The sequence below is a fragment of the Polynucleobacter sp. 78F-HAINBA genome, from assembly GCF_018882325.1.
Lineage (GTDB): Bacteria > Pseudomonadota > Gammaproteobacteria > Burkholderiales > Burkholderiaceae > Polynucleobacter.
Genome location: NZ_JACVOQ010000006.1, coordinates 80,805 through 106,206 on the forward strand (window position 1 = coordinate 80,805; position 25,402 = coordinate 106,206).

32 protein-coding genes are annotated in these 25,402 nt (G+C 46.7%); 16 read left to right on the forward strand and 16 right to left on the reverse strand.

Annotation, left to right across the window (positions count from 1 at the left end; translation table 11 throughout):
* Window positions 1-76: 76 nt before the first annotated feature.
* Window positions 77-604, forward strand: coding sequence for a phasin family protein (locus ICN11_RS08000; protein WP_216229915.1), 528 nt, complete (start codon window positions 77-79; stop codon window positions 602-604).
* 54 nt (window positions 605-658) lie between these two features.
* Here the strand turns inward: ICN11_RS08000 and ICN11_RS08005 are convergent, their stop codons facing one another.
* From ICN11_RS08005 to ICN11_RS08015, 3 genes are all read right to left on the reverse strand, one after another.
* Entirely contained in the window at window positions 659-910 is a 252-nt protein-coding gene (locus tag ICN11_RS08005) for a TIGR02450 family Trp-rich protein (RefSeq protein WP_255539916.1), read from the reverse strand.
* A gap of 313 nt (window positions 911-1,223) precedes the next feature.
* Entirely contained in the window at window positions 1,224-2,807 is a 1,584-nt protein-coding gene (locus ICN11_RS08010; protein ID WP_216229916.1) for a rhodanese homology domain-containing protein, read from the reverse strand.
* A 39-nt stretch (window positions 2,808-2,846) separates the two neighbouring features.
* Complete coding sequence (locus ICN11_RS08015; protein WP_216229917.1) at window positions 2,847-3,824, reverse strand: tripartite tricarboxylate transporter substrate-binding protein; 978 nt, start codon at window positions 3,822-3,824, stop codon at window positions 2,847-2,849.
* Window positions 3,825-3,983: 159 nt separating this feature from the next.
* Here ICN11_RS08015 and ICN11_RS08020 point away from each other — a divergent pair, with 159 nt between their 5' ends.
* Window positions 3,984-4,172, forward strand: coding sequence for a hypothetical protein (locus ICN11_RS08020; RefSeq protein ID WP_173942993.1), 189 nt, complete (start codon window positions 3,984-3,986; stop codon window positions 4,170-4,172).
* A 58-nt stretch (window positions 4,173-4,230) separates the two neighbouring features.
* Here ICN11_RS08020 and ICN11_RS08025 read toward each other — a convergent pair whose 3' ends face one another.
* Entirely contained in the window at window positions 4,231-4,524 is a 294-nt protein-coding gene (locus ICN11_RS08025; protein WP_216229918.1) for a DUF1330 domain-containing protein, read from the reverse strand.
* Between the two features lie 84 nt (window positions 4,525-4,608).
* Between ICN11_RS08025 and mmsB the strand changes: the two genes are divergently transcribed.
* Window positions 4,609-5,490 carry a 3-hydroxyisobutyrate dehydrogenase gene (mmsB, locus tag ICN11_RS08030; protein WP_216229919.1) on the forward strand — a complete coding sequence of 294 codons (882 nt, stop codon included), beginning with the start codon at window positions 4,609-4,611 and terminating at the stop codon, window positions 5,488-5,490.
* On the opposite strand, the gene selD is transcribed toward mmsB, so the two are convergent.
* The 5 genes from selD to ICN11_RS08055 form a co-directional block, all read right to left on the reverse strand.
* Window positions 5,487-6,548, reverse strand: coding sequence for a selenide, water dikinase SelD (gene selD, locus ICN11_RS08035; protein ID WP_216229920.1), 1,062 nt, complete (start codon window positions 6,546-6,548; stop codon window positions 5,487-5,489). The two genes, mmsB and selD, sit on opposite strands and share 4 nt — an antisense overlap.
* 50 nt (window positions 6,549-6,598) lie before the next feature.
* The gene (locus tag ICN11_RS08040; RefSeq protein ID WP_216229921.1) at window positions 6,599-7,882 is read right to left on the reverse strand and encodes a DEAD/DEAH box helicase; all 1,284 of its coding nucleotides are present in this window, start codon (window positions 7,880-7,882) and stop codon (window positions 6,599-6,601) included.
* Between the two features lie 107 nt (window positions 7,883-7,989).
* A complete protein-coding gene (locus tag ICN11_RS08045; protein ID WP_216229962.1) occupies window positions 7,990-8,568 on the reverse strand; it encodes a hypothetical protein in 579 nt (192 codons plus the stop codon).
* Between the two features lie 22 nt (window positions 8,569-8,590).
* Window positions 8,591-9,010: a YbgC/FadM family acyl-CoA thioesterase gene (locus ICN11_RS08050; protein WP_216229922.1), complete on the reverse strand. Its 420-nt coding sequence runs from the start codon at window positions 9,008-9,010 to the stop codon at window positions 8,591-8,593.
* Between the two features lie 15 nt (window positions 9,011-9,025).
* Complete coding sequence (locus ICN11_RS08055) at window positions 9,026-9,457, reverse strand: GNAT family N-acetyltransferase (RefSeq protein ID WP_216229923.1); 432 nt, start codon at window positions 9,455-9,457, stop codon at window positions 9,026-9,028.
* A gap of 185 nt (window positions 9,458-9,642) precedes the next feature.
* On the opposite strand from ICN11_RS08055, the gene ICN11_RS08060 reads away from it, so the two are divergent.
* Window positions 9,643-10,224, forward strand: a complete 582-nt coding sequence (locus tag ICN11_RS08060; protein ID WP_255539917.1) for a hypothetical protein — start codon at window positions 9,643-9,645, stop codon at window positions 10,222-10,224.
* Between the two features lie 87 nt (window positions 10,225-10,311).
* Here ICN11_RS08060 and ICN11_RS08065 read toward each other — a convergent pair whose 3' ends face one another.
* From ICN11_RS08065 to ICN11_RS08075, 3 genes are all read right to left on the reverse strand, one after another.
* Entirely contained in the window at window positions 10,312-10,536 is a 225-nt protein-coding gene (locus ICN11_RS08065; RefSeq protein WP_216229924.1) for a molybdopterin-binding protein, read from the reverse strand.
* 8 nt (window positions 10,537-10,544) lie between these two features.
* A complete protein-coding gene (locus ICN11_RS08070; protein ID WP_216229925.1) occupies window positions 10,545-11,360 on the reverse strand; it encodes a substrate-binding domain-containing protein in 816 nt (271 codons plus the stop codon).
* 65 nt (window positions 11,361-11,425) lie between these two features.
* On the reverse strand, window positions 11,426-12,247 hold the full coding sequence (locus tag ICN11_RS08075; RefSeq protein WP_216229926.1) for a substrate-binding domain-containing protein: 822 nt from the start codon (window positions 12,245-12,247) through the stop codon (window positions 11,426-11,428).
* A 74-nt stretch (window positions 12,248-12,321) separates the two neighbouring features.
* Between ICN11_RS08075 and ICN11_RS08080 the strand changes: the two genes are divergently transcribed.
* The 7 genes from ICN11_RS08080 to ICN11_RS08110 all read left to right on the forward strand — a co-directional run bounded on the left by ICN11_RS08080 (window position 12,322) and on the right by ICN11_RS08110 (window position 17,950).
* Window positions 12,322-13,347 (forward strand): substrate-binding domain-containing protein, encoded by a 1,026-nt coding sequence (locus tag ICN11_RS08080; protein WP_216229927.1) that lies wholly within the window; start codon window positions 12,322-12,324, stop codon window positions 13,345-13,347.
* A gap of 9 nt (window positions 13,348-13,356) precedes the next feature.
* Window positions 13,357-14,121 (forward strand): molybdate ABC transporter substrate-binding protein, encoded by a 765-nt coding sequence (gene modA, locus ICN11_RS08085; protein ID WP_216863167.1) that lies wholly within the window; start codon window positions 13,357-13,359, stop codon window positions 14,119-14,121.
* Between the two features lie 144 nt (window positions 14,122-14,265).
* Window positions 14,266-14,505 carry a FeoA family protein gene (locus tag ICN11_RS08090; RefSeq protein ID WP_216229928.1) on the forward strand — a complete coding sequence of 80 codons (240 nt, stop codon included), beginning with the start codon at window positions 14,266-14,268 and terminating at the stop codon, window positions 14,503-14,505.
* A 2-nt stretch (window positions 14,506-14,507) separates the two neighbouring features.
* Complete coding sequence (locus ICN11_RS08095) at window positions 14,508-16,421, forward strand: ferrous iron transporter B (RefSeq protein WP_216229929.1); 1,914 nt, start codon at window positions 14,508-14,510, stop codon at window positions 16,419-16,421.
* Between the two features lie 74 nt (window positions 16,422-16,495).
* A complete protein-coding gene (locus ICN11_RS08100) occupies window positions 16,496-16,882 on the forward strand; it encodes a cytochrome c5 family protein (protein WP_216229930.1) in 387 nt (128 codons plus the stop codon).
* A gap of 22 nt (window positions 16,883-16,904) precedes the next feature.
* The gene (locus ICN11_RS08105; RefSeq protein WP_216229931.1) at window positions 16,905-17,180 is read left to right on the forward strand and encodes a SemiSWEET transporter; all 276 of its coding nucleotides are present in this window, start codon (window positions 16,905-16,907) and stop codon (window positions 17,178-17,180) included.
* Between the two features lie 77 nt (window positions 17,181-17,257).
* Window positions 17,258-17,950 (forward strand): fumarylacetoacetate hydrolase family protein, encoded by a 693-nt coding sequence (locus ICN11_RS08110; protein ID WP_216229932.1) that lies wholly within the window; start codon window positions 17,258-17,260, stop codon window positions 17,948-17,950.
* A 23-nt stretch (window positions 17,951-17,973) separates the two neighbouring features.
* Here ICN11_RS08110 and ICN11_RS08115 read toward each other — a convergent pair whose 3' ends face one another.
* On the reverse strand, window positions 17,974-18,747 hold the full coding sequence (locus tag ICN11_RS08115; protein WP_216229933.1) for an enoyl-CoA hydratase/isomerase family protein: 774 nt from the start codon (window positions 18,745-18,747) through the stop codon (window positions 17,974-17,976).
* A gap of 81 nt (window positions 18,748-18,828) precedes the next feature.
* Between ICN11_RS08115 and ICN11_RS08120 the strand changes: the two genes are divergently transcribed.
* The 5 genes from ICN11_RS08120 (at window position 18,829) to ICN11_RS08140 (ending at window position 21,717) form a co-directional block, all read left to right on the forward strand.
* Window positions 18,829-18,981 carry a DUF5993 family protein gene (locus ICN11_RS08120; protein WP_216229934.1) on the forward strand — a complete coding sequence of 51 codons (153 nt, stop codon included), beginning with the start codon at window positions 18,829-18,831 and terminating at the stop codon, window positions 18,979-18,981.
* Between the two features lie 5 nt (window positions 18,982-18,986).
* Window positions 18,987-19,550, forward strand: coding sequence for a disulfide bond formation protein B (locus tag ICN11_RS08125; RefSeq protein ID WP_216229935.1), 564 nt, complete (start codon window positions 18,987-18,989; stop codon window positions 19,548-19,550).
* 6 nt (window positions 19,551-19,556) lie between these two features.
* Window positions 19,557-20,570, forward strand: coding sequence for a Bug family tripartite tricarboxylate transporter substrate binding protein (locus tag ICN11_RS08130; protein ID WP_370623616.1), 1,014 nt, complete (start codon window positions 19,557-19,559; stop codon window positions 20,568-20,570).
* A gap of 109 nt (window positions 20,571-20,679) precedes the next feature.
* Window positions 20,680-21,171 (forward strand): hypothetical protein, encoded by a 492-nt coding sequence (locus tag ICN11_RS08135; protein WP_216229936.1) that lies wholly within the window; start codon window positions 20,680-20,682, stop codon window positions 21,169-21,171.
* 27 nt (window positions 21,172-21,198) lie between these two features.
* Window positions 21,199-21,717, forward strand: coding sequence for a hypothetical protein (locus ICN11_RS08140; protein WP_216229937.1), 519 nt, complete (start codon window positions 21,199-21,201; stop codon window positions 21,715-21,717).
* A gap of 26 nt (window positions 21,718-21,743) precedes the next feature.
* On the opposite strand, the gene ICN11_RS08145 is transcribed toward ICN11_RS08140, so the two are convergent.
* The 3 genes from ICN11_RS08145 to ICN11_RS08155 all read right to left on the reverse strand — a co-directional run bounded on the left by ICN11_RS08145 (window position 21,744) and on the right by ICN11_RS08155 (window position 25,315).
* Window positions 21,744-23,135: an MATE family efflux transporter gene (locus ICN11_RS08145; protein WP_216229938.1), complete on the reverse strand. Its 1,392-nt coding sequence runs from the start codon at window positions 23,133-23,135 to the stop codon at window positions 21,744-21,746.
* A gap of 3 nt (window positions 23,136-23,138) precedes the next feature.
* Entirely contained in the window at window positions 23,139-24,866 is a 1,728-nt protein-coding gene (locus ICN11_RS08150) for a glycosyltransferase family 39 protein (RefSeq protein ID WP_216229939.1), read from the reverse strand.
* 104 nt (window positions 24,867-24,970) lie between these two features.
* Complete coding sequence (locus tag ICN11_RS08155) at window positions 24,971-25,315, reverse strand: type B 50S ribosomal protein L31 (protein WP_015421284.1); 345 nt, start codon at window positions 25,313-25,315, stop codon at window positions 24,971-24,973.
* Between the last annotated feature and the right edge of the window lie 87 nt (window positions 25,316-25,402).

Consider the following 25,402-nt stretch of genomic DNA (forward strand, 5'->3'; position numbering starts at 1 on the left):
CTCCGTTTTGGGTATAGAGTGGAAGAATGGCTTTACTAGTTACTTAAACCCCTAATACACCTGAAGGAGAGCGGTAATGGATAAAAAAGATATACAAGCATGGCAACAGGAAAAAGCAAAAGAGTTATTTGCGTACTCTCATAAATTGCTGGATGCCGCTAAAGATCTGAGTGCGCACCATCTTGAAGAGATGCAGTGGGGCATGAAAAATGCGATGGAGAGTGCTAAGTCTGCAGCCAAGAATGATCTCGCCAAGCTTAAAGAGTTGCAAGAATCTGCGACAAAGGAAGCCGCAAAGCGCGCAACCGTATATCAAAAGAAGGTGAAGTCCGTTCTAAGAGATATTGGCGAAGATGCAGCTGATGGCACTGAAAAACATCTAGAAAAAGTACGTAGCTCCCTAGTGAGCTGGCTCGAAGATGTGGAAGACAAAATTCCAGGTCATGCTGATAAGCTATCTAAGGTGGTTCACGATATGTCGACTGCAGGACAAAAGATGTTTAAAGAAGGTCGAAAAATTGTGAATCAGGTGGCCGATGCTGCTGAGAAAAACATAGAGGAGCATCTCAGAAAGCCATCCGAAACAAAGAAGAAGTCTAAGTAATTGGACCTCTCGTAAGCTTAGTAGCAAGAAGCCACCCAAGTAGGGTGGCTTTTTTTATACCCAGCCCTGAAGCCAGACATCGGTATCTTTTAGATCGCGCCAGGGAATTAGCTCTGTCTTCTTATCAAATACCGCTTCAATCTCGATAAACTCAATTGCACTCTCAGGAAGCTCTGGAAGAATGACCTTGCTCACTAAAAAATGCTTTCGCTTCTGAATGGGCTTGACCGCCGTCCATTTGGTGAGCAGTAGCTTCTTCGGGTTGAGGGGGTTTTGTTCTTTAGAGGGCATTGCACTGAAATTCATTTGTACTGCTGATGAGTTTTCCTGAGTCAGGGGTGAAGCTGTAGATTGAGTCTTTAGTCTGGGCGGGACACTTTAAATCAAAGTAACTCACGGGGCCTAGACTTCCGCAGTAGTTGTATTGCCAATCCTGAAACTGCATCTGGGCTTTTTTGAGCACCATGGTGGATTTTGATCCAGAGCTATCTACACATGACCAAGTGGTATAGGTTTCTCTTTCGCAAGCCATAAGGCCTATAGACAGAATTACAAGGGTAATTGTTTTATACATAAATATTCTAAGTTGGTGGCGCTAATGCAGCGCCACCAATACGGATTAAAGCACCCAAAAGTGATGGGTGCCATCTTTGCCAAGTTGCTCTACCAAGCCAAACTCCCAGTCTAGATAGGCCTGCATTGCTGCTGGATCTACGCTAGTTCCTTCATAAGGTCGCTTGTAACGATCTAATGGCGGAGATGCTAAGTGAGTCGGACCTTTTTCAATATCGAGGCCGGCATCCATCCAAGCTTTATTGCCACCAGACAATACCAGCACTTCTGATGTTGTTAGGCTTTGAATTTCAGGCGCCGCAAATATAACAAGCTCACCAGTAGTACTAGTGAGTACGTAGCGATTAGCTTTTGGCAATTGTTCTAAGGCCTTCGAAAATTGCGAGCGAAGTGCAAACCAGCTACCAGGAATATGACCCTTCACATAGTTGGCATGCGTACTGAGGTCTACGCAGATGGTGTCCTTGTCATTCTGCAACCATCCTGATAATGTCTTGACATCAACTGTTTGAATCTGAGGTGCCGCTGGAAGTGGGGCAATCCAAGCACCTTTTTCAGTGAGATCTGAAGCTTTGATGTCATCGATAACGTATACATCCCAAGCCATCTGAGCAAGCCATGATGCAGGCATATTGGCTCTCACTCCGCTAGGATCTGACAAAACAATACGGGCACCACGAACAGGGGCGACCATTTCCGTTTCTTGTACCAACTGCCCGCCAGGAGTGGAGCGAAATCCAGGGAGGTGTCCAACTTCGTATTCTTCAGGCGTTCTGGTGTCAAAGAAATACGTCGTTCGCTCAGTTTGGGATTTCCACTGCTCGATATCGGCAAGCTTTACCCGTTTAACTCCGGCTTGATCGGCAACGCTTCGCGCACGGTCAGCTGCGACCATGGCAGTACCTTCACTGACTTCTTTGAATTTGCGACTTTGCCCTTTATCGAGCTCTTGACCAGCTAGAGTCCAGCCAATCGTGCCGTTGCGTAATGCATTTACTTCATTTGGGATGCCAGCATTAATCAAGGATTGGGTGCCGATGATGCTTCGGGTTCGTCCTGCGCAGTTCACAATGATTTTGGTCTTTGGGTTTGGTGCCAACTCAGGCACTCGTAAGACTAACTCAGCACCGGGGACGCTAATCCCGGTAGGGATGCTCATCGTTTGATATTCATCAAAGCGACGGACATCAACGACCACCACATCTTCCTTGTCATCAATTAACTTCTTTACTTCTTGCGCAGATAGGGAGGGTGTATGCCTTTTGGATTCCACAAACTCACCAAAAGATTTACTCGGTACGTTCACATCTTTAAATACTTCACCACCAGCAGCTATCCAGGCTTTAACGCCGCCCTCAAATACAGCAACATCAACATAGCCCAGTGCCGAAAGTCTTTCTGCCGCAAGTTGCGCATCACCTTGACCATCATCCAAGGTGACAATCGGCACATCTTTTCTGGGAAGCTTGCTCAGTGCATCGACCTCAATGCGAGAGAGTGGAAAATTGGCTGCAAATAAAGGATGCTCCTGCGCGTGTGGGTCCTCCTCGCGCACATCCAACAAGGCAACCTCTTCTTTTTTTAGCAGCTTGTTTCTAACAAATGCGTAATCTTGTTTTTTGATCGACATAAATTCTCTTCTGTATTTTTGTTCTTATTGATCTATGTATTAATCTAATTTAGCGTTGGATTTTTTTACTACCTCAGCCCAGCGAACAATCTCTTGGTTGATGTAGTTAGCCAATTCAGGGCGGCTCATTTTTGGAGCGGTAGCACCCATGGATGCCCAACGTTCTTTGATCTCAGGTGAGGCGAGGGCAGTCTGCACTTCGGCACTCATCTTGTCGACGATCTCTTTAGGCGTTCCTTTGATGGCCCACATCGCATACCAGCTATAAACCACAAAGTCTTTGATGCCAAGCTCTTGTGCAGTTGGTACGTTGGGGAAAGCGTCCACACGTTTTTGTGTTGCCACTGCAACAGCAATCAACTGACCGTTTTTGATGAAAGGCGCTGCACCAGCGAGGGTGTCAAACATCATATCCACTTGACCGGCTACCAAATCCTGCAGGGCTGGACCAGTACCGCGATAGGGGATGTGGGTGATGAACAGCTTATTTTGCATCTTAAATAATTCACCAGTCAAATGCTGGGATGTGCCGTTACCAGTTGATGCGTAGTTGTACTTTCCTGGATTCTTACGAATTTCTTCAATGATCGACTTCAGATCATTCTTTGGAAACTTGCTTGGGTTGACCACAATGACATGGGGCACGCTGCCAATGATGGCAACCGGCTCAAAATCTTTGGTGATGTCGTAAGAAAGGTTGGTGTACATGCTTGGGGCAATTGAGTGATGCACTGCGCCAAGAAGCCAGGTATAGCCATCTGGAGCCATTTTTGCAGCTGCCGCTGCGCCAACAGTGCCACCAGCACCACCTTTGTTATCGACAATGATTGAGGTGCCCATTTGTGCAGAGATCTGCTTTGCTAGGGGGCGTCCAAAAGCATCCACAGCACCACCAGGGGGGAATGGGTTAATAAAGGTAATAGGCTTATTGGGGATTGGCCAATTGCTAGCTTGGGCAAAGGATTGCAGGCTAAGTAGTGCGCCAGCCAATAAAACAAGGATATTTCTGATTTTCACGTTTGTCTCCGTTGGTTTTTAGTAGTTTTCCCTAATGTAGAGGATTTGCTGGATATAAGAGTTATCCCTGAGATCAACCCTGAATTCCTCCGGTTTTTCTAGGGATATACTGATTCCGAGCTCAATACTCACACTTTGATTAGACATATAGGAGACAAGATGTCACAACACGATACATTGTTGGCTGCTTTCGAAACTTACAAAGCGGAAAACGAAAAGTTTATTGAAAAAGGCGTTAAGGCATCTGCTGCGCGTGCTCGTAAAGCTCTGCAAGAAATTGCTGGCGCATGTAAAGAGCGTCGTAAAGAAATTACAGCCGCTAAAGAAGCGATGGAAGCTAAGAAGTAATTCTTCTTACTCTGAAATGAATTCAGCCTGGCCCCCAAAAGGAGCCGGGCTTTATTTTTTATACGCTTACCGAAAATAAAGTGAGCTTCATGGCTTTGCTCCGAATGTCTAGCAAGCTTTGATACTCAGGGCTATTAGCCCAAGACTGAGCGTGTTCTAAATCCGGAAACTCCAACTCAACAAATGCACTAAAGGAATCGCAATCTAATTCATTCCAGAAGAACGCATTGAATGATCCTCGAGAGGTAATTTTCCCTTGATAGAGGGCTACCGTATTTCCTACCTGAGACCGGTACTCCTCAAATGCCTCCGGATCATTTAACTGAATCAGGCCAATCACTTTAGTAGTCATTCCAGCTCCCGGTAATTTATCCAGCAAGTTTATAAGCAAGCTATAGTGAGATCTTAGAAATTCACTATCTCATACGAGGCGTATATGAAAGTCGCATTTTTGGGTTTGGGTAATATGGGCCTGCCAATGGCTCTCAATTTAATTAAAGCAGGGCATCAGGTCCACGGTTTTGATTTGGTCCAGTCCCAGCTTGATGCTTTCAAGGCTGGTGGCGGTATTCCTGTGCAAAGTGCAACAGAGGCCGCCAAGGATGCGGATGTCATCATTAGCATGCTCCCAGCCTCGCGCCATGTCGAGGCTTTGTATTTGGGTGATGCTGGCTTGCTTGCTACGGCCAATCCGAAAGCCTTGCTGATTGATTGCTCCACAATTTCACCAAAGGTATCGCAGGCTGTAGCTGCTGCCGCAAAAATCAAGGGTTTTGCCATGATCGATGCTCCAGTTTCCGGAGGAACTGCAGGTGCTCAGGCAGGGACCTTAACCTTTATGGTGGGCGGCGATGCTTCGGCTCTTGAGTGTGCTCGACCTTTATTAGAAAAGATGGGCAAGAATATCTTTCATGCGGGCGCAAGTGGTAGTGGGCAAACCGTTAAGGTCTGCAACAACATGCTGCTGGGTATTCAGATGCTGGGGACAAGCGAGGCGTTACGCCTAGGAATCGCCAATGGCATGGATCCTAAAGTGCTCTCCGACATCATGTCAAAGAGCTCTGGTCGCAATTGGGCCTTAGAGCTCTATAACCCGTGCCCTGGAGTGATGGAGAGCGCGCCATCCTCAAAAGGTTATGCAGGGGGCTTTGGTGTAGACCTGATGTTGAAAGACTTAGGCTTGGCCACTGAAAATGCTGGCGATCTAGAGGCGAGTGTTCCATTGGGGGAGTTATCCCGCAAGCTATACGAAGCGCACAGCAAAGCAGGAAATGGCCAACTGGATTTTTCAAGCGTCTTTAATCTAAAGGCAGATTAAAGCAACACCTCTAGATGCTGATTTTGTTTGTTCGTCATTTGACCAATGACACAAGCGCTAGCAAAGTGATGCTGTTTGAAGATTTCTAAAACAGTATTCACGGCATCTGCGCTGCAAGAGACGAGTAAGCCGCCACTAGTTTGAGGATCCGTTAATAGTGCTTGTTGTGCAGGGCTAAATTGTTCTGGTAAACGAACCTCTGCTCCATAGCTTTGCCAGTTGCGATCTGATGCGCCGGTAATGACGCCTTGATTCGCTAGGCTCTGAACATTAGAAAGCAGGGGAACCTGATTCCATTGAATTTGTGCGGTGAGGTTTGAGCCTCGAGCTAATTCCAAGGTGTGGCCCGCAAGACCAAAACCAGTAACGTCAGTTAGTGCATGTACACCAGGTAGTTTTGCAAGATCAGGACCTGCAGAATTTAACTTGGTCGTGTTGGCAATCATCTCTTGATAACCAGCGTCACCTAAGAGATCTTTTTTAAGGGCTGCGGATAGAATGCCGACGCCCAGTGGTTTGCCTAAAATTAAAACATCTCCAGCCTGAGCTGCAGCATTGCTCTTAACGCGCTTAGGATCAACGATACCAATGGCAACTAAACCATAGATAGGTTCAACAGAATCAATCGTATGACCACCTGCAATCGGAATGCCTGCTGATCTACAAGCTTCAGCACCGCCTTCAAGAATGCGTGCAATCGTGGCATTCGAAAGCACCTTAATCGGCATGCCAACGAGAGCTAATGCAAATAGCGGGGTGCCGCCCATCGCATAAATATCACTGATGGCATTGGTGGCGGCAATCTTGCCAAAATCAAATGGATCATCAACGATAGGCATGAAGAAATCGGTTGTTGCAACAATCGCCTGAGACTCATTAATTTGATACACAGCAGCATCATCCGAAGTTTCAATGCCAATCAAGAGCTCTTTTGGAAAAGGTAACTGTGGAACGCTTTTCAGGATTTCTGAAAGAACGCCAGGAGCAATCTTGCAACCGCAACCGCCGCCATGTGAGAGGGAGGTTAAGCGGGGTTCTTGGGTGGATGGGGTATTCATATCAATAAACTTAATGTATCAAATGGTATGGATTCAATATTAGCGGAGATTTAACGATTAAAACTGCGCTTAGGTGGGCTACCACGCTTGGCAGCCGGCTTACCTCCACCATTGCCACCACCAGCATTACCAGGCCTAGGCTTACGAGATTGTTGGTGTTGTTGGCTGCGTAATTGGATAGGTTGCGCTACGGCATTTGGATCTGGCTCAAATCCAGCAATCACTTCTTGCGGCAGTTTTTGCTTGATGAGTTTTTCAATATCTCGGAGCATTTGATGTTCATCAACGCAGACCAAAGAGACTGCAACACCATTTGAGCCGGCTCTACCAGTTCTACCGATACGGTGCACATAATCCTCAGATACGTTTGGTAAGTCATAGTTCACGACATGGGGGAGTTGATCGATGTCGATGCCGCGCGCCGCAATATCGGTAGCAACAAGTACAGTGATCTTTCCATCTTTAAATTCTGCCAATGCCTTAGTGCGCGCGCTTTGACTTTTATTGCCATGAATCGCCATCGCAGTAATGCCATCTTTTTCTAGCTGGGTCACTAATTTATTGGCACCGTGTTTAGTGCGAGTAAATACGAGAACTTGTTGCCACTGATTGGTTTTGATCAGATGTGCCAATAAAGGATGCTTTTGGGTTCTGTCTACTGGGTGAATGAGTTGAGCAATCGCTTCATTAGTACTATTGCTACGCGCCACTTCAATCAATGCTGGTGAATTCAGTAAACCATCAGCCAATGCTTTTATCTCGGTCGAGAAAGTTGCGGAAAACAGTAAGTTCTGACGTTGCTTTGGCAATGCAGCCAAGATCTTTTTGATATCACGTAAGAAGCCCATATCCAACATGCGATCCGCTTCATCCAAGACGAGGATTTCAATATTGGCGAGTGAAACACAATTCTGCGACATTAAATCTAGCAGGCGACCTGGTGTTGCCACCAAAATATCTAGGCCTGCAGCGATTGCTTTAATTTGTGGGTTGGCGCCGACGCCACCAAAGATCACCGTGGATTTAAGACCAGTGTATTTTCCGTAGGTCACAACGGACTCTTGAACTTGAGCGGCTAACTCACGGGTAGGAGTCAAAATCAAAACGCGCAACAGACGTTTGCCACCCGCTTTAGCTGTGCTGCTTAAGCGCTGAAGAATCGGTAGGGTAAAGCCAGCAGTTTTACCGGTGCCAGTTTGAGCGGCGGCAAGTAAATCCCCGCCCTTTAATACGGCAGGAATAGACTTTTCTTGAATGGGGGTAGGGCTTGTGTAACCCTCTTCATTAATAGCGCGAAGAATGGATTCTGATAAACCAAGATCTGTAAATAACATAGGGACCAAATAAATATTGGCCCGTATTCAATTAAACGACTATCCCGGCCAATGGGGTGAGCTGCCACACTTGCAGTGTTTGCAGAAAGAGTCGCTATTTTAAGCTATCAGACTGCTTTCCAAAGATTTGGCGTCACTGAATTGGCATATCCAGAGATAAATAATTTTTCTGCGCCCGTCATAGGGTCAAACACAGCGCGCTCGATGCGACCAATGTTTCCACCATATACATGAATGCTAATGGAAGTTTGGTCACTCAAAGCATTCTCGACCACATGGATATCATGTGTTTTGGGGGATACGGTAGCAACTTGGCCTGGCTGACAAAGGAATGACTCATCGGTTTTATAGCTACCATCAGCCTGTTGGTAATAGTCGGCACTGCGTTCTTGCCCTCGCAACTGGCCAATCATGCCCCAGACGGTATGGTTATGTAATGGCGTCTTTTGACCGGGACCCCAAACAAAGCTGACTACTGAAAAGCGATCCAGTGGATCTGCATAGAGCAAGTACTGCTGGTAGTACTGCGGGTGTGGTTTGCAAAATTCTTCTGGCAACCAGTCATCAACCTGAATTAAGTTTTCTAAGAGCTTTTTCCCTTTAGAGAAAACAATTTCCTCACTCGGCTTGCTCTCTAGAAGTGTTGCGAGTTCTTTAACAAAAGTCAGTAGCTTGCCTTCTTGCATTGAAGTCTCTTCAGTAGTGATGTTATTGATCTGCTGCAAAGAGCCAGTCAGGCAGGCCCTTTGGTTTTAGGGTGGTAGTGTCAACACAGACAATGTGCAGTAATGCGGTAGCAAGAAGCTCCGGTTCCATCCCTTCGACAATGCGTTTTGCAGTTTGCTTTACTGCAATTTGGGTGCGACCACGGTGCTCGATGATTTGGTCAATGCTTAAGAGATCATCTAAGCGCCCCGGCCTATGAAAGTTCATGGTGATTTCTCGGACGGGAAGAACGATCCCAAATTCATTGACCAATTGAGTTGGGCTTAAGCCTCTTTGCTGGAGCCATTCAGAACGGCTTCTTTCAAAGATCTCTAAATAGCGCGCGTGATACACAAATCCTGCTGCATCGGTATCCGAGTAGCAAACACGAAAGAGGAAAGGGGGGTTGCTTGATTGGGTCATAGTGGCCAGGTGCTATTAGATATATAGAATCATATCGCGATGCGCAATGCCAGCTTCATCGTAGATATCACCTTGTGCAATAAATCCAAATTTCTCGTAAAACGGGATGGCCGATAGTTGGGCGTGCAATTCCAGCCGGGTAATGCCTTGGGATTTGCTCAGGTCTAGCAAGGCACGGAGCAATCCCCCTCCAATTCCCTGTCTTCGATGCATGGGCAATACCGCCATGCGTCCAATTCTGCCAAAATTTCCAATCCTCCCAGGCAGAGTGACAAGGCGAGCTGTCCCAATGCATTCTGAGTTCAGATAGGCTAGAGCATGCTGTGCGAGTGGGTCGTATTCATCGAGCTCCATCTCTTCTGGAACGTCTTGCTCTTCGATAAAGACGCGTTTGCGAACGGAGTAGGCCTCTTTCTCTGCATCCGACCAGGATTTAATCAAGATCACGCGTTATCTCTCTGCTATCTATATATAAAGGCGAATCGGCTACCAAACCTCCAATGTAGCAAATCGCACCTATTTTGGCCTCAAATATTAGCTCTAAGGCTTATAAGTTAATCACTTCATGGTTAAAATGAATCGGTGGTGCCAAAGGATTGGTGCCCCTCACAAACCTTTATCTAGGAGTTATTTTGAAGAAATCTTTATTGGCTACATTGGTCGCCTCACTCGGTTTAGCCGTTGCGGGTTCAGTATTTGCTCAAGCACCAGCAAAAATGTTGCCTTTGGCAGCTGAAGCAATTGTATTGACTGCTACTGTTGATTCAGTGGACGTAAAGAAGCGCATCGTAGTTCTGAAGGACGCTAACGGTAACTTGGCTCAAATGAATGTATCCAAGCAAGTAAATGATTTGGATAAAGTGAAGAAGGGCGATGTATTTGTTGTTGAGCATGCGCAAGCGATTGCAGTTGGTTTGGTTGCTGCCCCTAAAGATGCAAAACCAGGTGTTTCTGGTGTTCGTTCAGTAGTGGTCGCTGGCAAAGGTTCTGCTAAGCCATTTGAAGAGACTACTGATACTGTTTATGCAACAGTGAAGATCAGCACAATCGATGCAAAAACTCGTGTTGTGACGTTTACATTGCCATCAGGCGAGAAGCAAAAAGTTAAAGTAGACCAAAGCGTTTTAGGTCTTGAGAAATTCAAGGCTGGTGACGACGTAATGGTTGAATTCGTTGATGACACAGCAATTGGTTTCGTAACACCAAAGAAATAAGTATCAAAAACTAATTCAGCATTAATCCTGCTGGAGCAGTAAAGAAAAAAGGCCCGCATTGCGGGCCTTTTGCTTATCAGCTAAAGATTAAGCATCTTTAGCAATCATCACATCAGAGGCTTTGATTACTGCCCAAGCCTGATCGCCAACCTTGAGATTGAGTTCGTCAACAGCCTCATTAGTAATAGAGGCAGTAACGATGTGGCCAGCACCAATATCTATCTTCACGTGAGAAGTGGTTTGACCCATTTTGAGTTCAACTACTTTACCGCTGAGAGTATTGCGTGCGCTGAGTTTGACTTTAAGTTCCATGATTTCTCCTAGTGAACGTATTGTTTGGCGTAGACGGCATCATTGTAAAGAGCTTCTTTGTACTGCGCCTTGCCGTAGTTGCGAATAATGGCCTGACCTTCATCAGAGGCTACAAATTGAATGAACTTAGCGGCAATATCGCGGTTCTCAGTGGCGCCGACAGGGGCTACTAAAGCATCATAGGTATTAACTAGGTAGGGGTCGCCGCGATACAGAATCTGTAGATCAGGCGCAACATTTTTCTCCGCCACCCAAGTGCTGCTATCCGTCATGAAATACGCTTTGTCAGTATTTGCCCGCTTAAGCGAGGCTGTCATGAAGTCATTGGTCACGATGTACCAATTACCTTCAGGTGTAATCCCAGCCTTCTTCCAAATATCCATTTCTTTCTGGTGTGTGCCTGATTTATCGCCACGAGAGATAAAGTTAGCCCGTGCCTTGGCGATCTTTGCATAGGCATCAGCGCCACTGCTAGCGGACTTGATTTTGGCGCCATCTGCTTTAGGCCCAACAATATAAAACTCATTAGAGCCAATTAGCGTTCTACCAGTTGCCCATCCTTCAGCAAGTGCTTTATTAACACCCTCGGGTGCATGAACCATGATCATGTCTACCTGCTGTGTTTTCAGTAGATTAAGGGAGGCACCACTTCCGGCCTTAATCCAGACCAAACGTGCACCTTCCTTTTTGTCGAAAGCCTCACCCAGTTGTTGCAGTAGGCCTAACTCTCCAGGGCTGCCAGTTGCCAATTTAAAGCTCTTGGCACCTTGACCATAGGTGGCTTCCACTTTTGGAGGGTTAGATTGCGCCAATGATGTTTGCATTCCAAGCCCCATTAATAAAGTGGAGAGAAGTACGCTGAACAACGGGTGTGGATTTCTCATGCTAATTACTTGCTAGCGTTAGGGAAGAAGAGTTGCTCGCCATCAATTTTGTAGCTTGCAATAACGTCTTGACCATTTTTAGAAATCAGCCAATCAATAAACGCTTGTCCTTCGGCTTTTTTCACATGTGGGAATTTAGCTGGGTTCACCAACATGACGCCATACTGATTAAATAGCTTTGGATCGCCTTGAACCAAGATGACCAAATCACCGCGGTTCTTAAAGGAGAGCCAAGTAGCGCGATCAGCCAAGATATAACCATTCATTGCAGATGCGGTATTGAGAGCAGGACCCATGCCAGATCCAGTTTCTTTGTACCAGGCGCTAGGCGCAACTGTAATGGCTGCGTCTTTCCAGTAACGTAATTCGGCAGCATGCGTACCGCTCTTATCACCGCGTGATACGAATGGTGCTTGAGCAGCTGCAATTTTCTGAAACGCTACTTTGATATCCTTGCCACCACCAATTTTCGCTGGATCTGCTTTAGGTCCAATTAATACAAAGTCGTTGTACATCACTTCGTAACGTTTTGTGGAGAAGCCCTCAGCTACAAACTTCTCTTCAGCAGGTTTGTCATGAACAAACACCACATCAGCGTCGCCACGACGGCCAATATCCAAAGCTTGGCCAGTTCCAACGGCAACCACTTTGACCTCGATACCGGTTTTCATTTTGAAGATTGGCAAGATAAATCCAAAGAGACCGGATTGCTCAGTGGATGTAGTGGATGACACAACAATGCTTTTCTCTTGCGAATAAGCAGAGTTGCTTAAAAGCGCTAGGGCGGTAATGGCAGATGCCAGTAAACGGGTAAATGAGAATTTCATCTGAGTTCGCTTCCTTAAGGGTGTTCGGTTAATATCTGTCATATTACAAAACATCAATATGCAAAAAATTACATATGAGAATTCAGATCCGACCCACCCTTATTTTTGGTAACAAGAACGCCAAAGATCCGGCTGTTGTCGACCTGGTCTGGCTAACCAGCCTCTTAAAAGACATCGAGCACGGAAAAACCTTGATGTCCGCCTGTAAGAAGATGGGCCTCTCCTACAGAAACGTTTGGCAAAAGCTCAACGATGTTGAGGAGGCCTTAGGCTTTAAATTGATGGATCGGGTTAGAGGGCATGGATCCCAGCTCTCTGAATATGCCAGGTACCTAATTCAATTTACCGATGATTTTGATCAAAAAACAATGCGCCTGGGGCAGACTAGCCTGTCTCATTTAGAAGAGGGCTTTGCTCAATTTAGGGTGAAGGCAAAAAAACAGTGGCGACTTGCTAGTAGCAGTGATCCCATAATTCATAAATCGGTATTAGATATCGGTGGTTTTGAATTAATGACAGCAGGATCTGGTGAAGCGCTTGAGCGTCTATTCAACTATGAAGTGGATATTGCAGGCTTCCATGTTTCAGATCAGCAAAGCTCACAAATTATTGCAAGGCGACTAAAAAAAGAGGGGATGCAAATCTTTCCGGTGATGAAGCGCGTTCAAGGCTTGATGGTCGCTAAAGGCAACCCCCAAAATATTAATAGCCCCAAGGACCTGTTGCGTCCCAAGATTCGCTTTATTAATCGTCAAAAAGGTTCCGGTACGCGTCTCCTGCTTGATACCATCCTAACTAAAGAAGGTATTGATCATCACCGTATTAAGGGCTATGAGAATGAGGAGTTCACGCACTCTGCAATTGCGATGGCAATCTTGGCCAAGAAAGTAGACGCAGGTATGGGCGTCAAAAGTGTGGCAATTGAGAATGGCCTCGACTTTATTCAGTTAAAAGACGAAATCTTTTTCCTGGCTATGGGCGAAGAGCTCAGCACCAATAGAGAGCTTGCTAAGCTCATTCGAAAGATTCGCGCACTCTCTGGTGAAACCCCGGGCTATAAATCGATTGGTCTTAATAAGCAGATTGCCGGTTGGTTATAAACTAGCCCCATGATCAAAAGTATTTGCGTATTGGGGTTTCTGGCTTGGAGTTTTCTGAGTTCTATTGCCTATGCGCAATCAGTCACTGTCGCAGTGGCAAGCAATCTGAAGCCTGCTTTCGAAGAGATCTTTAAGGGCTTTAGTCAGAATAACCCTCAAAGCAAAAGTATTCGCGTTGTTTATGGGTCATCAGGCAACCTTTCAAGCCAGATGAAACATGGTGCGCCCTATGAGCTATTCATTTCCGCAGATGAGGCTTATCCATTGAGATTGGTTGAAGCGGGATTAACTCGTGATCGTGGAGTGGTGTATGCATCTGGACATTTGGCCTTGATAACAAATACATCAGCCGGTCTTCGCTTAAGTTCAGATCCAGATAGCATTCAGTCTTTGCTGAGAGCCGCTAAGAAGATTGCAATCGCCAATCCAGATTTGGCCCCCTATGGCAGAGCCTCTGTCCAATATCTTCAGGCCATCGGTTTATGGGATGAGCTGCAGAGTAGGGTGATATTTGCAGAAAATATTTCCATTGCCGCTGTCTACGTGAGTACCGGAGCTGCTAAGGTTGGCATTACCGCCTTATCTCTAGCAAAGTCTTCAGAGCTATCTCAACAAATTCAATATATCGCCTTGCCAGATAATTTGTATGCTCCGATTAAACAGCGCATGGTTTTAAAGCGAGACCCAGCACCCATTGCTATCGCGCTGTATGACTACCTGCAAGGATCTGTTGCTAAGCAGATTCTGCGTAATAACGGATATTCCGTTCCCTGACGAGATTAACTCGACTCTTTTTGTTTTAAATCAAGATGGCGGTCTAGTAATTAGGCGATGATTAAGCCCATGAGCCACTCCTAGAGAATGATATTCATTCTCATGTGGGGATATAATTGATATACCCATTCCATCAATCCAGACATGAATCTTGAAGAAATCCTCCCGGGCGTCAGAGCCCGTGTTAGCAAGATCGCCACTTCAGGTGATCAACGTGAGGATATTCGTGGTCAATTAGAGGATATTGGCTTTCTTCCTGGCGAGCAGGTAGAGGTCTTACGCAAGGGATTGTTAGGCCAGGGCCCTATATTGATTCGAGTTGGATCATCGACATTTGCCTTAAGAGAATCTGAAGCGCGATTAGTTGAGGTAGAAATTCTTTAAGTATGTCCGAAGCGCAGATCCATTTCTATCCAAGTGAGCCCCTAGTCGCATTGCTGGGTAATCCCAACTGCGGAAAAACAGCACTCTTTAATTTGCTGACCGGTAGTCGTCAAAAAGTCGCCAATTATTCTGGTGTAACTGTCGAGAGAAAAGAAGGGCGCCTAACACTCGAATCTGAAAAAGTCATTCGCATTCTGGATCTTCCGGGTGCTTATAGTTTGTACCCGCGCTCTTTGGATGAGCGAGTCACTTGTAACGTGCTTCATGGCAAGGCCCAAGGTGAAAAGCGTCCTGACCTCGTACTCTGTGTTCTCAATGCGATGAACCTCAGACGCAATTTGCGTTTAGTCCTATCTGCAAGGCGCTTAGGCTTGCCCTGTGTTGTGGTACTCAATATGGTGGATGTTGCTCAGCGCCAAGGTTTGAATGTCGATGCAGCAGCCTTCTCTCAAGAGTTGGGTCTTCCTGTTATTGCAACGGTAGGTATTCATGCCAATGGCGCTGATGAGCTTAAACACTTTTTGAGTGAGCTCGATTGGAAAAACTTATCCGCTTTAAGTTCGAGCAATATAGATGAGGGCATTGAAACTTCTGTCGATCACTCGGCTCATACCGAGTCTGACAACTTGCAGGTCCAGCGTATCCTACAGAATCTCGGTTTAGATCAAATCATTCCAGATCATATGAGTGATCGTCTGGATTCGGTATTGTTACATCCTGTTTTTGGCCCGCTCATTCTCGCTACAGTGCTCTTCTTCATTTTCCAGGCGGTATTTAGTTGGGCCACCTTTCCTATGGAGCTTATTAAAGCTGGAGTGGAGTGGTTGGGTGCTTTATTAACTCAAATGCTTCCCAATAACTGGTTACGTAGCCTATTGGTAGACGGAATTCTGGCCGGCGCTGGCGGAGTATTGATTTTCTTGCCACAGATTTTGATTCTGTATTTCTTCATCCTCATTTTAGAAGAGTCCGGTTATCTTCCGCGAGCCGCTTATTTGTTAGATCGATTGATGGGGCGGGTTGGTCTATCGGGTAGATCCTTTATTCCCCTCTTATCTAGCTTTGCTTGTGCCATTCCTGGAATCATGGCAACCAGAAGCATCTCCAATGCACGCGATCGTTTAGTAACGATCTTGATTGCACCCATGATGACTTGTTCGGCGCGTCTACCTGTATATGCCTTGTTAATTTCAGCTTTTATTCCTGAGCGTAAATTATGGGCGGGATTGGATTTGCAGGGCCTGGTTTTATTCCTGCTCTATGTTGCAGGCATTGCTGGTGCTATGGCAGTAGCTTGGATACTTAAACGCTTTACTAGTGAAAAGTTTCAGCTCAATGCATTAATGATGGAGTTGCCGAGCTATCACTTGCCACGCTTAGGTAACTTGGCGATTGGTCTTTGGCAGCGCGCTGAAATTTTCTTACGCCGCGTTGGTGGAATTATTCTGATCATGACGGTCTGTCTATGGGCGCTCTCGAGTTTTCCACTTCCTCCCGAAAATGCGACTGGCTCAGCCATTCAATACAGTATTGCTGGAATGATGGGCCAAGCGTTAGCAGTAGTCTTCGAGCCAATTGGCTTTAACTGGCAAATCAGTATTGCTTTGGTTCCCGGTATGGCGGCACGAGAAGTGGTTGTGAGCTCTTTGGCAACCGTCTATGCGCTATCTAGTTCGGGTGTTGATGCTGCCGATGCTTTGGTACCCCTGATCTCTACAGGCTGGAGTCTGGCTACGGCCTTATCGCTGTTAGCTTGGTTTGTCTTTGCTCCCCAGTGCCTCTCAACGATTGCTGCCGTTAAAAGAGAGACGGGCGGATGGAAGATCCCGGTCATCATGCTGAGCTATCTTTTTGGCTTGGCCTATCTGGCAGCCTTTATCACTTATAGGGTTGCGAGCTACTTCGGCTTAGCCTAGCGCCCAATTAGGCACTCAATGCAAAATTGAGATAAATTGTCATGAATGACAATTAACCCCTCATTGGTGCTCTTATGAATTTATCTTTTCGCCCTCTTATTTTTATTGCTGCATCAACCCTTAGTTTCGGAGCATTTGCCGAGCCAGGTGAAAACACTTACAAGCAAGTATGCGCAGCTTGCCATGCTTCTGGTGTTCTCAATGCCCCTAAGTTTGGTGACAAGACCAAGTGGGCTCCTTTGATTGCGGAGGGTCAAGTGACTCTAACAGCGCACGCTTATGTTGGTGTGAGGGGGATGCCTGCTAAAGGTGGCAATCCGAATATGACTATTGAAACGTTTTCAGATGCCGTAGCCTATATGGCCAATAAAGCGGGTGGTAATTGGAAAACGCCTGATGCAAAAACCCTTGCAGCGATCAATAAAGAGATTGAATCACGCAAATCCAATATGAAGCACTAGTAATAAGCCGTCAGATTAGCAGATGAATTTACAGCCACATCAGATTGAGATCATTGGCTATTGCGCAGCTTTTTTGACGACGATTGCTTTTCTGCCTCAGGCCATTCAATCTTGGCGCACCCGAGATCTTTCTGGAATCTCCTTGGGTATGTATAGCTTATTTACTGTAGGCGTCGGCTTATGGCTTATTTACGGCCTAATTATTGAAAAGTGGCCCTTGATCTTGGCCAATGCCTTGACCTTTGCTTTGGCCCTGAGCATTTTGCTGCTCAAGCTCAGAAGTAGTGGGCATAAATGACATTGACCCAAGTAATGTCATAATTAATTCACATAATAATTATTAAAAAAATCAGACATCCATCAGAAAGGCTATTTATGAGCACTGCATACGTTATTGATCCACCAATCGTCCCATCACTTCCTGTAGTGGGTGATGCCCGCCGTTTTGCTGTAAACCGTATTTATTGCGTTGGTCGCAACTATGCTGATCACGCGCGTGAGATGGGTCATGATCCTGATCGTGAGCCACCATTCTTTTTCATGAAGCCAGCCAACTCCATCGTGGCTGATGGCAAAGATATGCAATATCCAAACCTATCGAATGATGTTCATCACGAAATCGAGATGGTCGTTGCTATCGGTAAAGGTGGCGTTAATATTCCAGCGGATAAAGCGCTAGAGCATGTTTATGGTTACGGTGTTGGTCTCGATATGACTCGTCGTGACCTGCAAGGCGAAGCCAAGAAAATGGGGCGCCCCTGGGATACTGGTAAAGCGTTTGATCAATCTGCTCCTTGTGCAGCGATTACTCCAGCTGCGCAGTTCGGACATCCGAACAAGGGCGTAGTAAAGCTACTGGTTAATGGTGAAGTGCGCCAAGAGGGCAACTTAAATCAGTTGATTTGGAATATCCCTGACACCATCGCTTACTTATCAACTTTGTTCACCCTCGAGCCAGGCGATTTGATTATGTCTGGCACGCCCGCAGGTGTTGGTCCTGTGAAAAAAGGTGATGTACTTGAGGGAAGCGTCGAAGGTCTGACGCCACTCAAAATTAAGATTGTTTAATACACACAAACATTCTTAAAAAACTACTTGCCAATCCACTTTGGCGAGCGTCCTTCAAGGAAGGCATTAACCCCTTCTTTGAAGTCGACGCTGTTGTAAGTCTCTCTCATGAGTTCAGTGCAATCCGGTAAATTACTTTCCATTAAACGAGCTAAAGTCACTTTACTTGCCTTCTGAGTAATCGGGGCAAGTGATGCTAATTTGACTGCCAAGGATTCCGTTGCTTCCGCAATACCCTCAGGAGTAGTAGTTTGATACAGGTAGCCTGAATTCAGTAATTCAGGTGCCTTGATCAGCTCCGCAGTGAGCAACATCCGTTTCACCATCGGTACACCTAAATGGTTTGCTATCCATGACAGATTGCTTGGTGATAGACAATTGCCCAAAGTCTTTGCTACCGGAATACCAAAGCGCGCATCATCAGTCGATATTCTGAAATCGCATGCGGTGGCAATGAGTAAGCCACTGCCAACAGCCAATCCTTCAATCAGCGCAATGGTTGGAATAGGCAGATGTTGCAAAGAGTGAAAAATCGCATCCACTGCAACTTCATATGCTTCATTCTCTTGGAGATCTACAAATTGCTGGATGTCGCTACCGGATACAAAGGCTTTATCACCAGCACCCCTAAAAATCGCCACTCGGATTTCTGGTTTACTTGCTAAGTCATCGCAAATACGTTTGAGTTCCTCATACATCGGCCAGGTCAAGGCATTGCGTGCCGCAGGATTATTGAAGGTAATGCGGGCGATGGGCCCATCGAGTTGGAAGTCGATGCAGGGTGGGGTGGTCTTCATGACTGCATTCTATACAAAAGACCCTTTAAACCGCTTGTTTTTAGCTTCTAGAACGACCTGCGATAGAATTCATTTATGTACATGTTCCTACCTTTCCTGACAGCCTTTATCGGCCTTGTCCTAGTTTGGTTTGAGAAGCGCCTTGCAGCTCTCGTAGCACTTGCTATTACTGTTGGCATCCTCATGTTCTGGTTCCGCATTCATGCTACGGACCATCTCAAAATCAGTTTGTAAAGAACGTGAGTAAACATTCTTTTCCTTCATTAGCTGCCCTAGGCAATCAATTTGCTTTGGCTGGGATCATTGGCATGTTGTCTTATGCCTTTGTGGACCAATTCTATTTCGGTGAGTTGCCTTGCCCACTGTGCCTCATGCAGCGCATGGGTTTTGTGATTATCGGTTTTGCACTGGTTCTCAATATTCGTTGTGGTGCGCATTCATCTCACTACGGCTGGGGCATCATCGGCGGCTTAACGGGGATGATGGTTTCCTTGCGCCAAGTTTTCTTGCATATTCTTCCGGGTGACAAAGGATTTGGAAAAACGTTTCTCGAGTTACATTTTTATACTTGGGCCTACGTAGGATACGTTGGCTTATTGGCTGGCCTTGCGATTCTGTTGATGCTGCCGAATCGTGATGTGCGTTCTCGCTCACTGTTTTCCAATACATTAATCATTCTATTTATTGTTCTGGTCTTTGCTAACCTCGCTTCCACACTTTTGGAATGCGGCATTGGCCCTTGTGCTGATGATCCCGTTAAATATGACGGATGGATCTGGTTGCGCACGCGTTTTGGTTTTTAAGTTCACGTGAGTGATCTCAAGTCGATCACCTCTAGGGTGCTTAAGGGTCTAGCAGTTTTACTAGTTTGCTTAGGCCTGGCCAACACCGCTCAATCTCAAACTGCCAAACCCAATACCGCCTGGCCTAAACAAGCGATTCGGATTGTGGTGACATTTACTCCTGGTGGAGCCCCTGATATCTTGGCACGCGTGCTGGCCGAGAGTTGGCAACAAAGTTTAGGCGTGCCAGTCCTCGTAGAAAACCGTCCCGGCTATGGCGGCAATATCGGTGCCGACCTTGTTGCAAAGAGTGAGTCAGATGGCTACACGCTCCTCATTGGCACAGTGGGTATCCATGCTATCAATGGCGCGCTCTATGACAAGATGTCCTTTCATCCGATTAATGATTTCACGCCCATTAGCTTCTTGGCGAGCACGCCTAATGTACTGGTAGTGAATAAGAAACTAGGCGTGACTAATCTGCATGAACTGATTGAGCTGGCTAAAGCAAAACCCAATGAGCTTACTTTTGGGTCCTCAGGTGTTGGCACTTCTTTACACATGTCTGGCGAACTATTTAAAGAAATGACTGGAGTACAGATTCGCCACATTCCTTACAAAGGCAGAGCCCAATCTTTACCGGACCTCATTAGTGGCCGGATTTCTATGCTCTTTGATAATCTGTCTTCATCTCTCCCTTTGATTAAGGCGGGGGAGGTGCAGGCTTTGGCAGTAACCACCTTAAAACGCTCTCCAGCAGCTCCAGAGATTCCGACAATGGCTGAGCAAGGCTTGCCTGGATTTGAGGCAACATCGTGGTTCTCGCTCATGGCGCCAGCGAATCTTCCTCTAAGTGTTCAAAAGCGCTTAAATGCCTTAACGCGCCAAACCCTCAATCAGCCTGATGTCAGAAACAAGTTGCTGGCTAGCGGCTTAGATCCCGCTCCAGGAAGCCCGCAAGAGCTTTCTAAGTTGATTCAGGCTGAGACTAATAAATGGGGTAGAGTGATTTACAAATCAGGCGCAAAATTAGAACAGTAAGTCAAAAAACTGAAGTGATAAATATTCTAATTAAAGCCCAAATCTTGTCAGCCTGGATTTGGGTGAAGCGTTAAAGGTAGTAGGAGGCGACCAATTAATGGGGTCCACTATGAAAACAAGCCAAAAGCAGTACAAATCAGCTGTGTCTAAAGCAGTTCTGACGCTCTTTGCGGCGGCAGGCCTACTTACCCTTGCTCCGCTAGCTGCTCAAGCGGGTAATGTGGGTTGGGCAGTCTCTGTTGGGGGTGGTTACGGCGGTGGCTATGGTGCCGGTTGGCGACCAGCAGCTTACGGTCCCGGATGGGGTGGTGGCTGGGGTCCAGGTTGGCGTGGTGGATATTACGGCGCTGGCTATGGCTATCCCTATGCGGCCGGCTACTATGCTCCACCCGTGGTTTATGCAAGCCCGCCGGTAGTTACTTATGCAGCACCACAGCAACCCATGGTTTTGGCTTCCCAACCTCAGCCTCCAGTTTGGTATTACTGTGAAGCGAGTGGGCAATATTTTCCATATGTGCAAAGTTGCGCATCTGGGTGGCAGACTCAGCCAGCAATGCCACCATCGGGCAGCGCACCCACAAGACAACGCATCCAAAATTAAGATATTCACCCGACTTAAGGAATCAATATGAAACGTACCGTACTGACATTGGCGCTTATCAGCTCTTTAGTAGCCTGTGTCTCTGCGCCAACCGGTCCAACCGTCGCCATCATGCCGCGTGAAGGTAAGCCGTTTGAAGTCTTTCAGCAAGAAGATCAGCAATGTCGTGAGTTCGCTGCAAATGCGATTAAGGACACTAGTAATGCAGCCCTCAAAGAGGGTGCAACTAGTGCAGCCATTGGTGCAGCTCTAGGAGCGGCAGCTGGTGCAGTCATTCAGGGCGGAAGTAGTCAGAACATTGGCACAGGCGCAGGTATTGGTTTACTTGGTGGCGCCGCTATGGGTGCCATGAACTCTTCTGGTAAGCAAAATCAGGCGCAGGCGCAATACAATATCGCCTATCAGCAGTGTATGTATTCCAAAGGTAATCAGGTGCCTAGTTATCCAACTCAAAACTTTGGCGGCAATGGCGCAAACAACAATGGATACAACATTCCACAAGGCAAACCATCAATGCCGCCCAATGGATTTAAGCCGATTCAGTAAATCGTATTGCTGGAATTGAATCCCGACTAAACCTCAACCGGCGGATGCGTTTTCTCAAAACGCGCCGCTGTTTTTCTAAAGAGGTAGAGCAAAAGCAGTGCGGCTAATCCTAGGCTCATGCTGTTGCCAGCCCAAAAGCCATTAGCGCCTTGTAAAAACTCTGGCGTGTTGCCAAAGACATTGAATCCCATCAAGTAGCCACCGCCTAAGCCAACGCCCCAAAGTGAGCCGGCATAAATCACCATCGGCCAGAAGGCGATGCGGTACGCCCGCAGAATAAATGCCGCAGTAATCTGCAAGGCATCAAACACTTGATAAAAAGCGATAAACAAAAATAGCGGAATCGAAAACACTTTCACTTCTGCGGGTGGATCGTAGAGATCTAGGAGTTGAACCCGGAAAATCCACACTGCAATACCAATCGTGATGCATAAAGTGGTTGTGAAGAAAACTGATGACCAACCAATCTCTTCAGCACGTTCTTGCTTGTTGGCTCCAATCGATTGAGAGACGAGCGTCATGGTTGCAATGGATAGGGATAAGGGCACCATATAAATCACTGTCCCCATATTGGCCACAATTTGGTGACCAGCTAAAGCGGTAGTGCCAAGGCGCGCAATGAAGAGCGACATAAAGGTGAAGGAGGTTACTTCAATCAAATAACTAAAGCCAATGGGTGCGCCTAATTTGAGTAAAGTCCAGATACGATGCCAGTCAGGCCAGCTAAAACGCCCAAAGATCTTAAATGGCTTGTAGAAACCATCAAAGAGCACAAAGCCCAGAGTGATGATGAGCCAGAACCAATTGATGATGACAGTGGCCACGGCACAACCTGGCCCACCCATGCCTTCAATACCCAGGCCGCCATAAATGAATAGAAGATTGAGTGGCAGCTTTAAGCCTAAACCAATCAGCTGCACCACGGTAATTACTGTTGGCCTTGAAACCGCATTGTGTAGCGCCATGAGCACACGCATGGCCATACTGGCTGGTAAACCAATAGCAAGGATATTGAGATACAACTTAGCTTTGCCTTCAATATCGGGCGTGACTTGAGAGATTTGCAGAAGGTGATCCGCATTGAGCAGAATGGCGCCACCCAATAAGGTGAGGCCCACCGCTAGCCAAGTTGCTTGACGCACTTCTTCGCCAATCTCACTAAAACGTTTCGCACCAAAAAGTTGGCCAGCGATTGGGGCGAGGGCGGAGATTACGCCAGTCAGACCAACGTAGATGCTGATAAAGATAGCGGATGCCATTGCAAGAGCAGCTAGGTCATCAGCGGAGTAGCGCGCTGTCATGGCGGTATCTAAAACGCCAAAGGTAATCACTGCCAGCTGGCCAATCAGCAATGGTCCAGCAAGTTTTAATAGGGAGGGGATATCCTCGCGCAAACGCGATAACTTAAAGTGCAGCACGATTTATTCTTTACCAGCAGGGGTAATTTGATAGAGGCGCAGACGCTCATCACGGTCAGATGCTCGGCGATCTTCCCAAAGCAATTCAATTTTCTTTTTATTGAGGCTAGCGTATGCCTTAGCCTCTAAAGAACTATGAGTCAGCATGAGATTGCAGTTAGGATCATCACGCAAAGGCAGTTTAGTGAAGTAGCTAAATGAGGCTAACTGTGCAGAACCCAGATTGCTGGTATCAATGCATCCTGGCGTGTTGGCAATAATTTGCACCAGACGATCGGACACATAGCGATAGGTCTTAGCGTAATTAATCGTTGGCAACCAAAGCGTCATTAATAAGACCCACATCAAGGTAGTACCAGAGGCGGAGATGATGAGGCAACGCCAGATTTCTTTTGGAGCGCGTGAAGTTCTCCAGCGTACGATGGCCAACCAGATGCCAGTAATGATGAGGGCAACAACAAAACCAATGTAGTCAAACTGTGCCTGAAAACCTGGCAAGAGTCTCGCCAAATTAGCAGCAGTAGATTCTGGATAGCCGCTTACTTTAGCTAACCAAATGATCCAAATGGCCAAAGCGATCATGGTGAAGCTAAACATCGCAAACCAATCGATGAAGCTAATGAGACTACGTTTGAGGATCGGCAAACTAAATGCAGCAATGATCGACAGGCTTGGAATCAAAATGATCAGGTCATGCTCATTGGCTTCTAGTCTGAATAGAACATAAATCAAGCAACCAATAAATAAGCTGAGCGGAATGCAAAGGTGGGGTGCACGCCATTGACCCGCTTCTTTCACTCGACCCCAATGGGCGAGGGAGATGATGGCTAATGGCCAAACTGGCCAGGCATAAGCCCAGAAGTTGACACTTAAAAATCCGAGAGATTCAATGGAAGGCGTTGCGCGCATCTCTGGCATATTGCGCCAGCCTTCTTCAGCGATATGACGCCACTCTGGAGTGAGGCCGCCGAAATACCAAAGCGCTGGCCAAATCGCAAAACCAATGAGACCTAAAACCGTGCTGGTTAAAGTCCAGCGAAAGCGTAACTTTGCATTGCTAGCAATGACTGCAATGATGGTGGAGCTGACGATGATGAGGCTGAGTGTGAGATTGCTCGAAAGCGCAACGATCGCAATGCCCAGACCAGTCCATAAGCCACCTTGCCATGGTTTATCTAGGCCGCGCACTGTGCCGTACAAAACAATGCTGATGCCCATCAGTTGGGCCATCATTGGCGTAGTCTCATGAGCGCGCTGTGCAAGACCGACGCATGCTAAGAAAATCAATAGCGCACCATCAGCTAAAGTCATGCCATAGTTTTTACGGCCAGGCTGACCACCAACTGCTAAGACCATCGGTTGAACTTCTTGACGACGACCTAATAGATAAGTTGCGTACCAAATGGCTAATGCAGAAGCGAAGAAGCAAACTGCGGCATAAAGGCGCGCAGCATTTGCCATACCAATCAATGGACCAAATAGATCCATGAGGGTGGCGCCTAACCAGTAAGGAAAGGGTGCGCCAAGCGAGATATCGCGCCCAGATAGATGCGGAACGATCCAGTCGAGTGCTTTGCCATGTTGCAAAGTCCACATGCCACCAAATCCGATGGCATCTTCATTCTTCCAGGGGTCACGCGCAAAGAGGCCGGCAAAACCATAGACCAAAGTCAACGCAAAAATAATGATGCGTGGGATGGAAGTGGTGGCGGCGGCGGTGAGTTTGACCATAAAAAACTAGCAATAAAAAAGGCAGCAAACGCTGCCTTGATTATCTCGCAGGGGAGGGTGAATAGTGAATATCCAAACCCCAGCCCCTTTGTAGATTAAGCCTATTACTTCTTCTTAGCTGGCTTTTCAGCAGCTTTAGCTTCTGCAGCAGCAGCTTTTTTCTCAGCTGTTTTAGCAGCGCCATCGCCAGTTGCTTTAGCAACAGCTTTAGTACCGAACTTCTGACGGAATTTCTCAACACGACCGGCAGTATCCATAATCTTCTGGGTACCAGTGTAGAAAGGGTGTGACTCAGATGAAGTCTCGATCTTGGCCAATGGATATTCATTGCCATCTTCCCACTTGATTGTCTCTTTAGTAGACATAGTGGAGCGAGTCTTGAAGCTGAAGTTGTTAGAAACGTCTACAAAGACGATTTCACGATATTCGGGGTGAATGCCAGGTTTCATTATTAAGTCCTATTAGCAGGCAGCCGTTTAAGTCCAAAGACCCAAATACTTACCCAAGTTAAATGCAAATTATTAAAGCGGTAAAGG

Bases quoted from the DNA above. Each gene is read 5' to 3' on its own strand.
- ICN11_RS08000 (WP_216229915.1), top strand. From the start codon at position 77: ATGGATAAAAAAGATATACAAGCATGGCAACAGGAAAAAGCAAAAGAG.
- ICN11_RS08005 (WP_255539916.1), bottom strand. From the start codon at position 910: ATGAATTTCAGTGCAATGCCCTCTAAAGAACAAAACCCCCTCAACCCG.
- ICN11_RS08010 (WP_216229916.1), bottom strand. From the start codon at position 2,807: ATGTCGATCAAAAAACAAGATTACGCATTTGTTAGAAACAAGCTGCTA.
- ICN11_RS08020 (WP_173942993.1), top strand. From the start codon at position 3,984: ATGTCACAACACGATACATTGTTGGCTGCTTTCGAAACTTACAAAGCG.
- ICN11_RS08025 (WP_216229918.1), bottom strand. From the start codon at position 4,524: ATGACTACTAAAGTGATTGGCCTGATTCAGTTAAATGATCCGGAGGCA.
- mmsB (WP_216229919.1), top strand. From the start codon at position 4,609: ATGAAAGTCGCATTTTTGGGTTTGGGTAATATGGGCCTGCCAATGGCT.
- selD (WP_216229920.1), bottom strand. From the start codon at position 6,548: ATGAATACCCCATCCACCCAAGAACCCCGCTTAACCTCCCTCTCACAT.
- ICN11_RS08040 (WP_216229921.1), bottom strand. From the start codon at position 7,882: ATGTTATTTACAGATCTTGGTTTATCAGAATCCATTCTTCGCGCTATT.
- ICN11_RS08045 (WP_216229962.1), bottom strand. From the start codon at position 8,568: ATGCAAGAAGGCAAGCTACTGACTTTTGTTAAAGAACTCGCAACACTT.
- ICN11_RS08050 (WP_216229922.1), bottom strand. From the start codon at position 9,010: ATGACCCAATCAAGCAACCCCCCTTTCCTCTTTCGTGTTTGCTACTCG.
- ICN11_RS08065 (WP_216229924.1), bottom strand. From the start codon at position 10,536: ATGGAACTTAAAGTCAAACTCAGCGCACGCAATACTCTCAGCGGTAAA.
- ICN11_RS08070 (WP_216229925.1), bottom strand. From the start codon at position 11,360: ATGCAAACATCATTGGCGCAATCTAACCCTCCAAAAGTGGAAGCCACC.
- ICN11_RS08075 (WP_216229926.1), bottom strand. From the start codon at position 12,247: ATGAAATTCTCATTTACCCGTTTACTGGCATCTGCCATTACCGCCCTA.
- ICN11_RS08080 (WP_216229927.1), top strand. From the start codon at position 12,322: ATGAGAATTCAGATCCGACCCACCCTTATTTTTGGTAACAAGAACGCC.
- modA (WP_216863167.1), top strand. From the start codon at position 13,357: ATGATCAAAAGTATTTGCGTATTGGGGTTTCTGGCTTGGAGTTTTCTG.
- ICN11_RS08090 (WP_216229928.1), top strand. From the start codon at position 14,266: ATGAATCTTGAAGAAATCCTCCCGGGCGTCAGAGCCCGTGTTAGCAAG.
- ICN11_RS08095 (WP_216229929.1), top strand. From the start codon at position 14,508: ATGTCCGAAGCGCAGATCCATTTCTATCCAAGTGAGCCCCTAGTCGCA.
- ICN11_RS08100 (WP_216229930.1), top strand. From the start codon at position 16,496: ATGAATTTATCTTTTCGCCCTCTTATTTTTATTGCTGCATCAACCCTT.
- ICN11_RS08105 (WP_216229931.1), top strand. From the start codon at position 16,905: ATGAATTTACAGCCACATCAGATTGAGATCATTGGCTATTGCGCAGCT.
- ICN11_RS08110 (WP_216229932.1), top strand. From the start codon at position 17,258: ATGAGCACTGCATACGTTATTGATCCACCAATCGTCCCATCACTTCCT.
- ICN11_RS08115 (WP_216229933.1), bottom strand. From the start codon at position 18,747: ATGAAGACCACCCCACCCTGCATCGACTTCCAACTCGATGGGCCCATC.
- ICN11_RS08120 (WP_216229934.1), top strand. From the start codon at position 18,829: ATGTTCCTACCTTTCCTGACAGCCTTTATCGGCCTTGTCCTAGTTTGG.
- ICN11_RS08135 (WP_216229936.1), top strand. From the start codon at position 20,680: ATGAAAACAAGCCAAAAGCAGTACAAATCAGCTGTGTCTAAAGCAGTT.
- ICN11_RS08140 (WP_216229937.1), top strand. From the start codon at position 21,199: ATGAAACGTACCGTACTGACATTGGCGCTTATCAGCTCTTTAGTAGCC.
- ICN11_RS08150 (WP_216229939.1), bottom strand. From the start codon at position 24,866: ATGGTCAAACTCACCGCCGCCGCCACCACTTCCATCCCACGCATCATT.
- ICN11_RS08155 (WP_015421284.1), bottom strand. From the start codon at position 25,315: ATGAAACCTGGCATTCACCCCGAATATCGTGAAATCGTCTTTGTAGAC.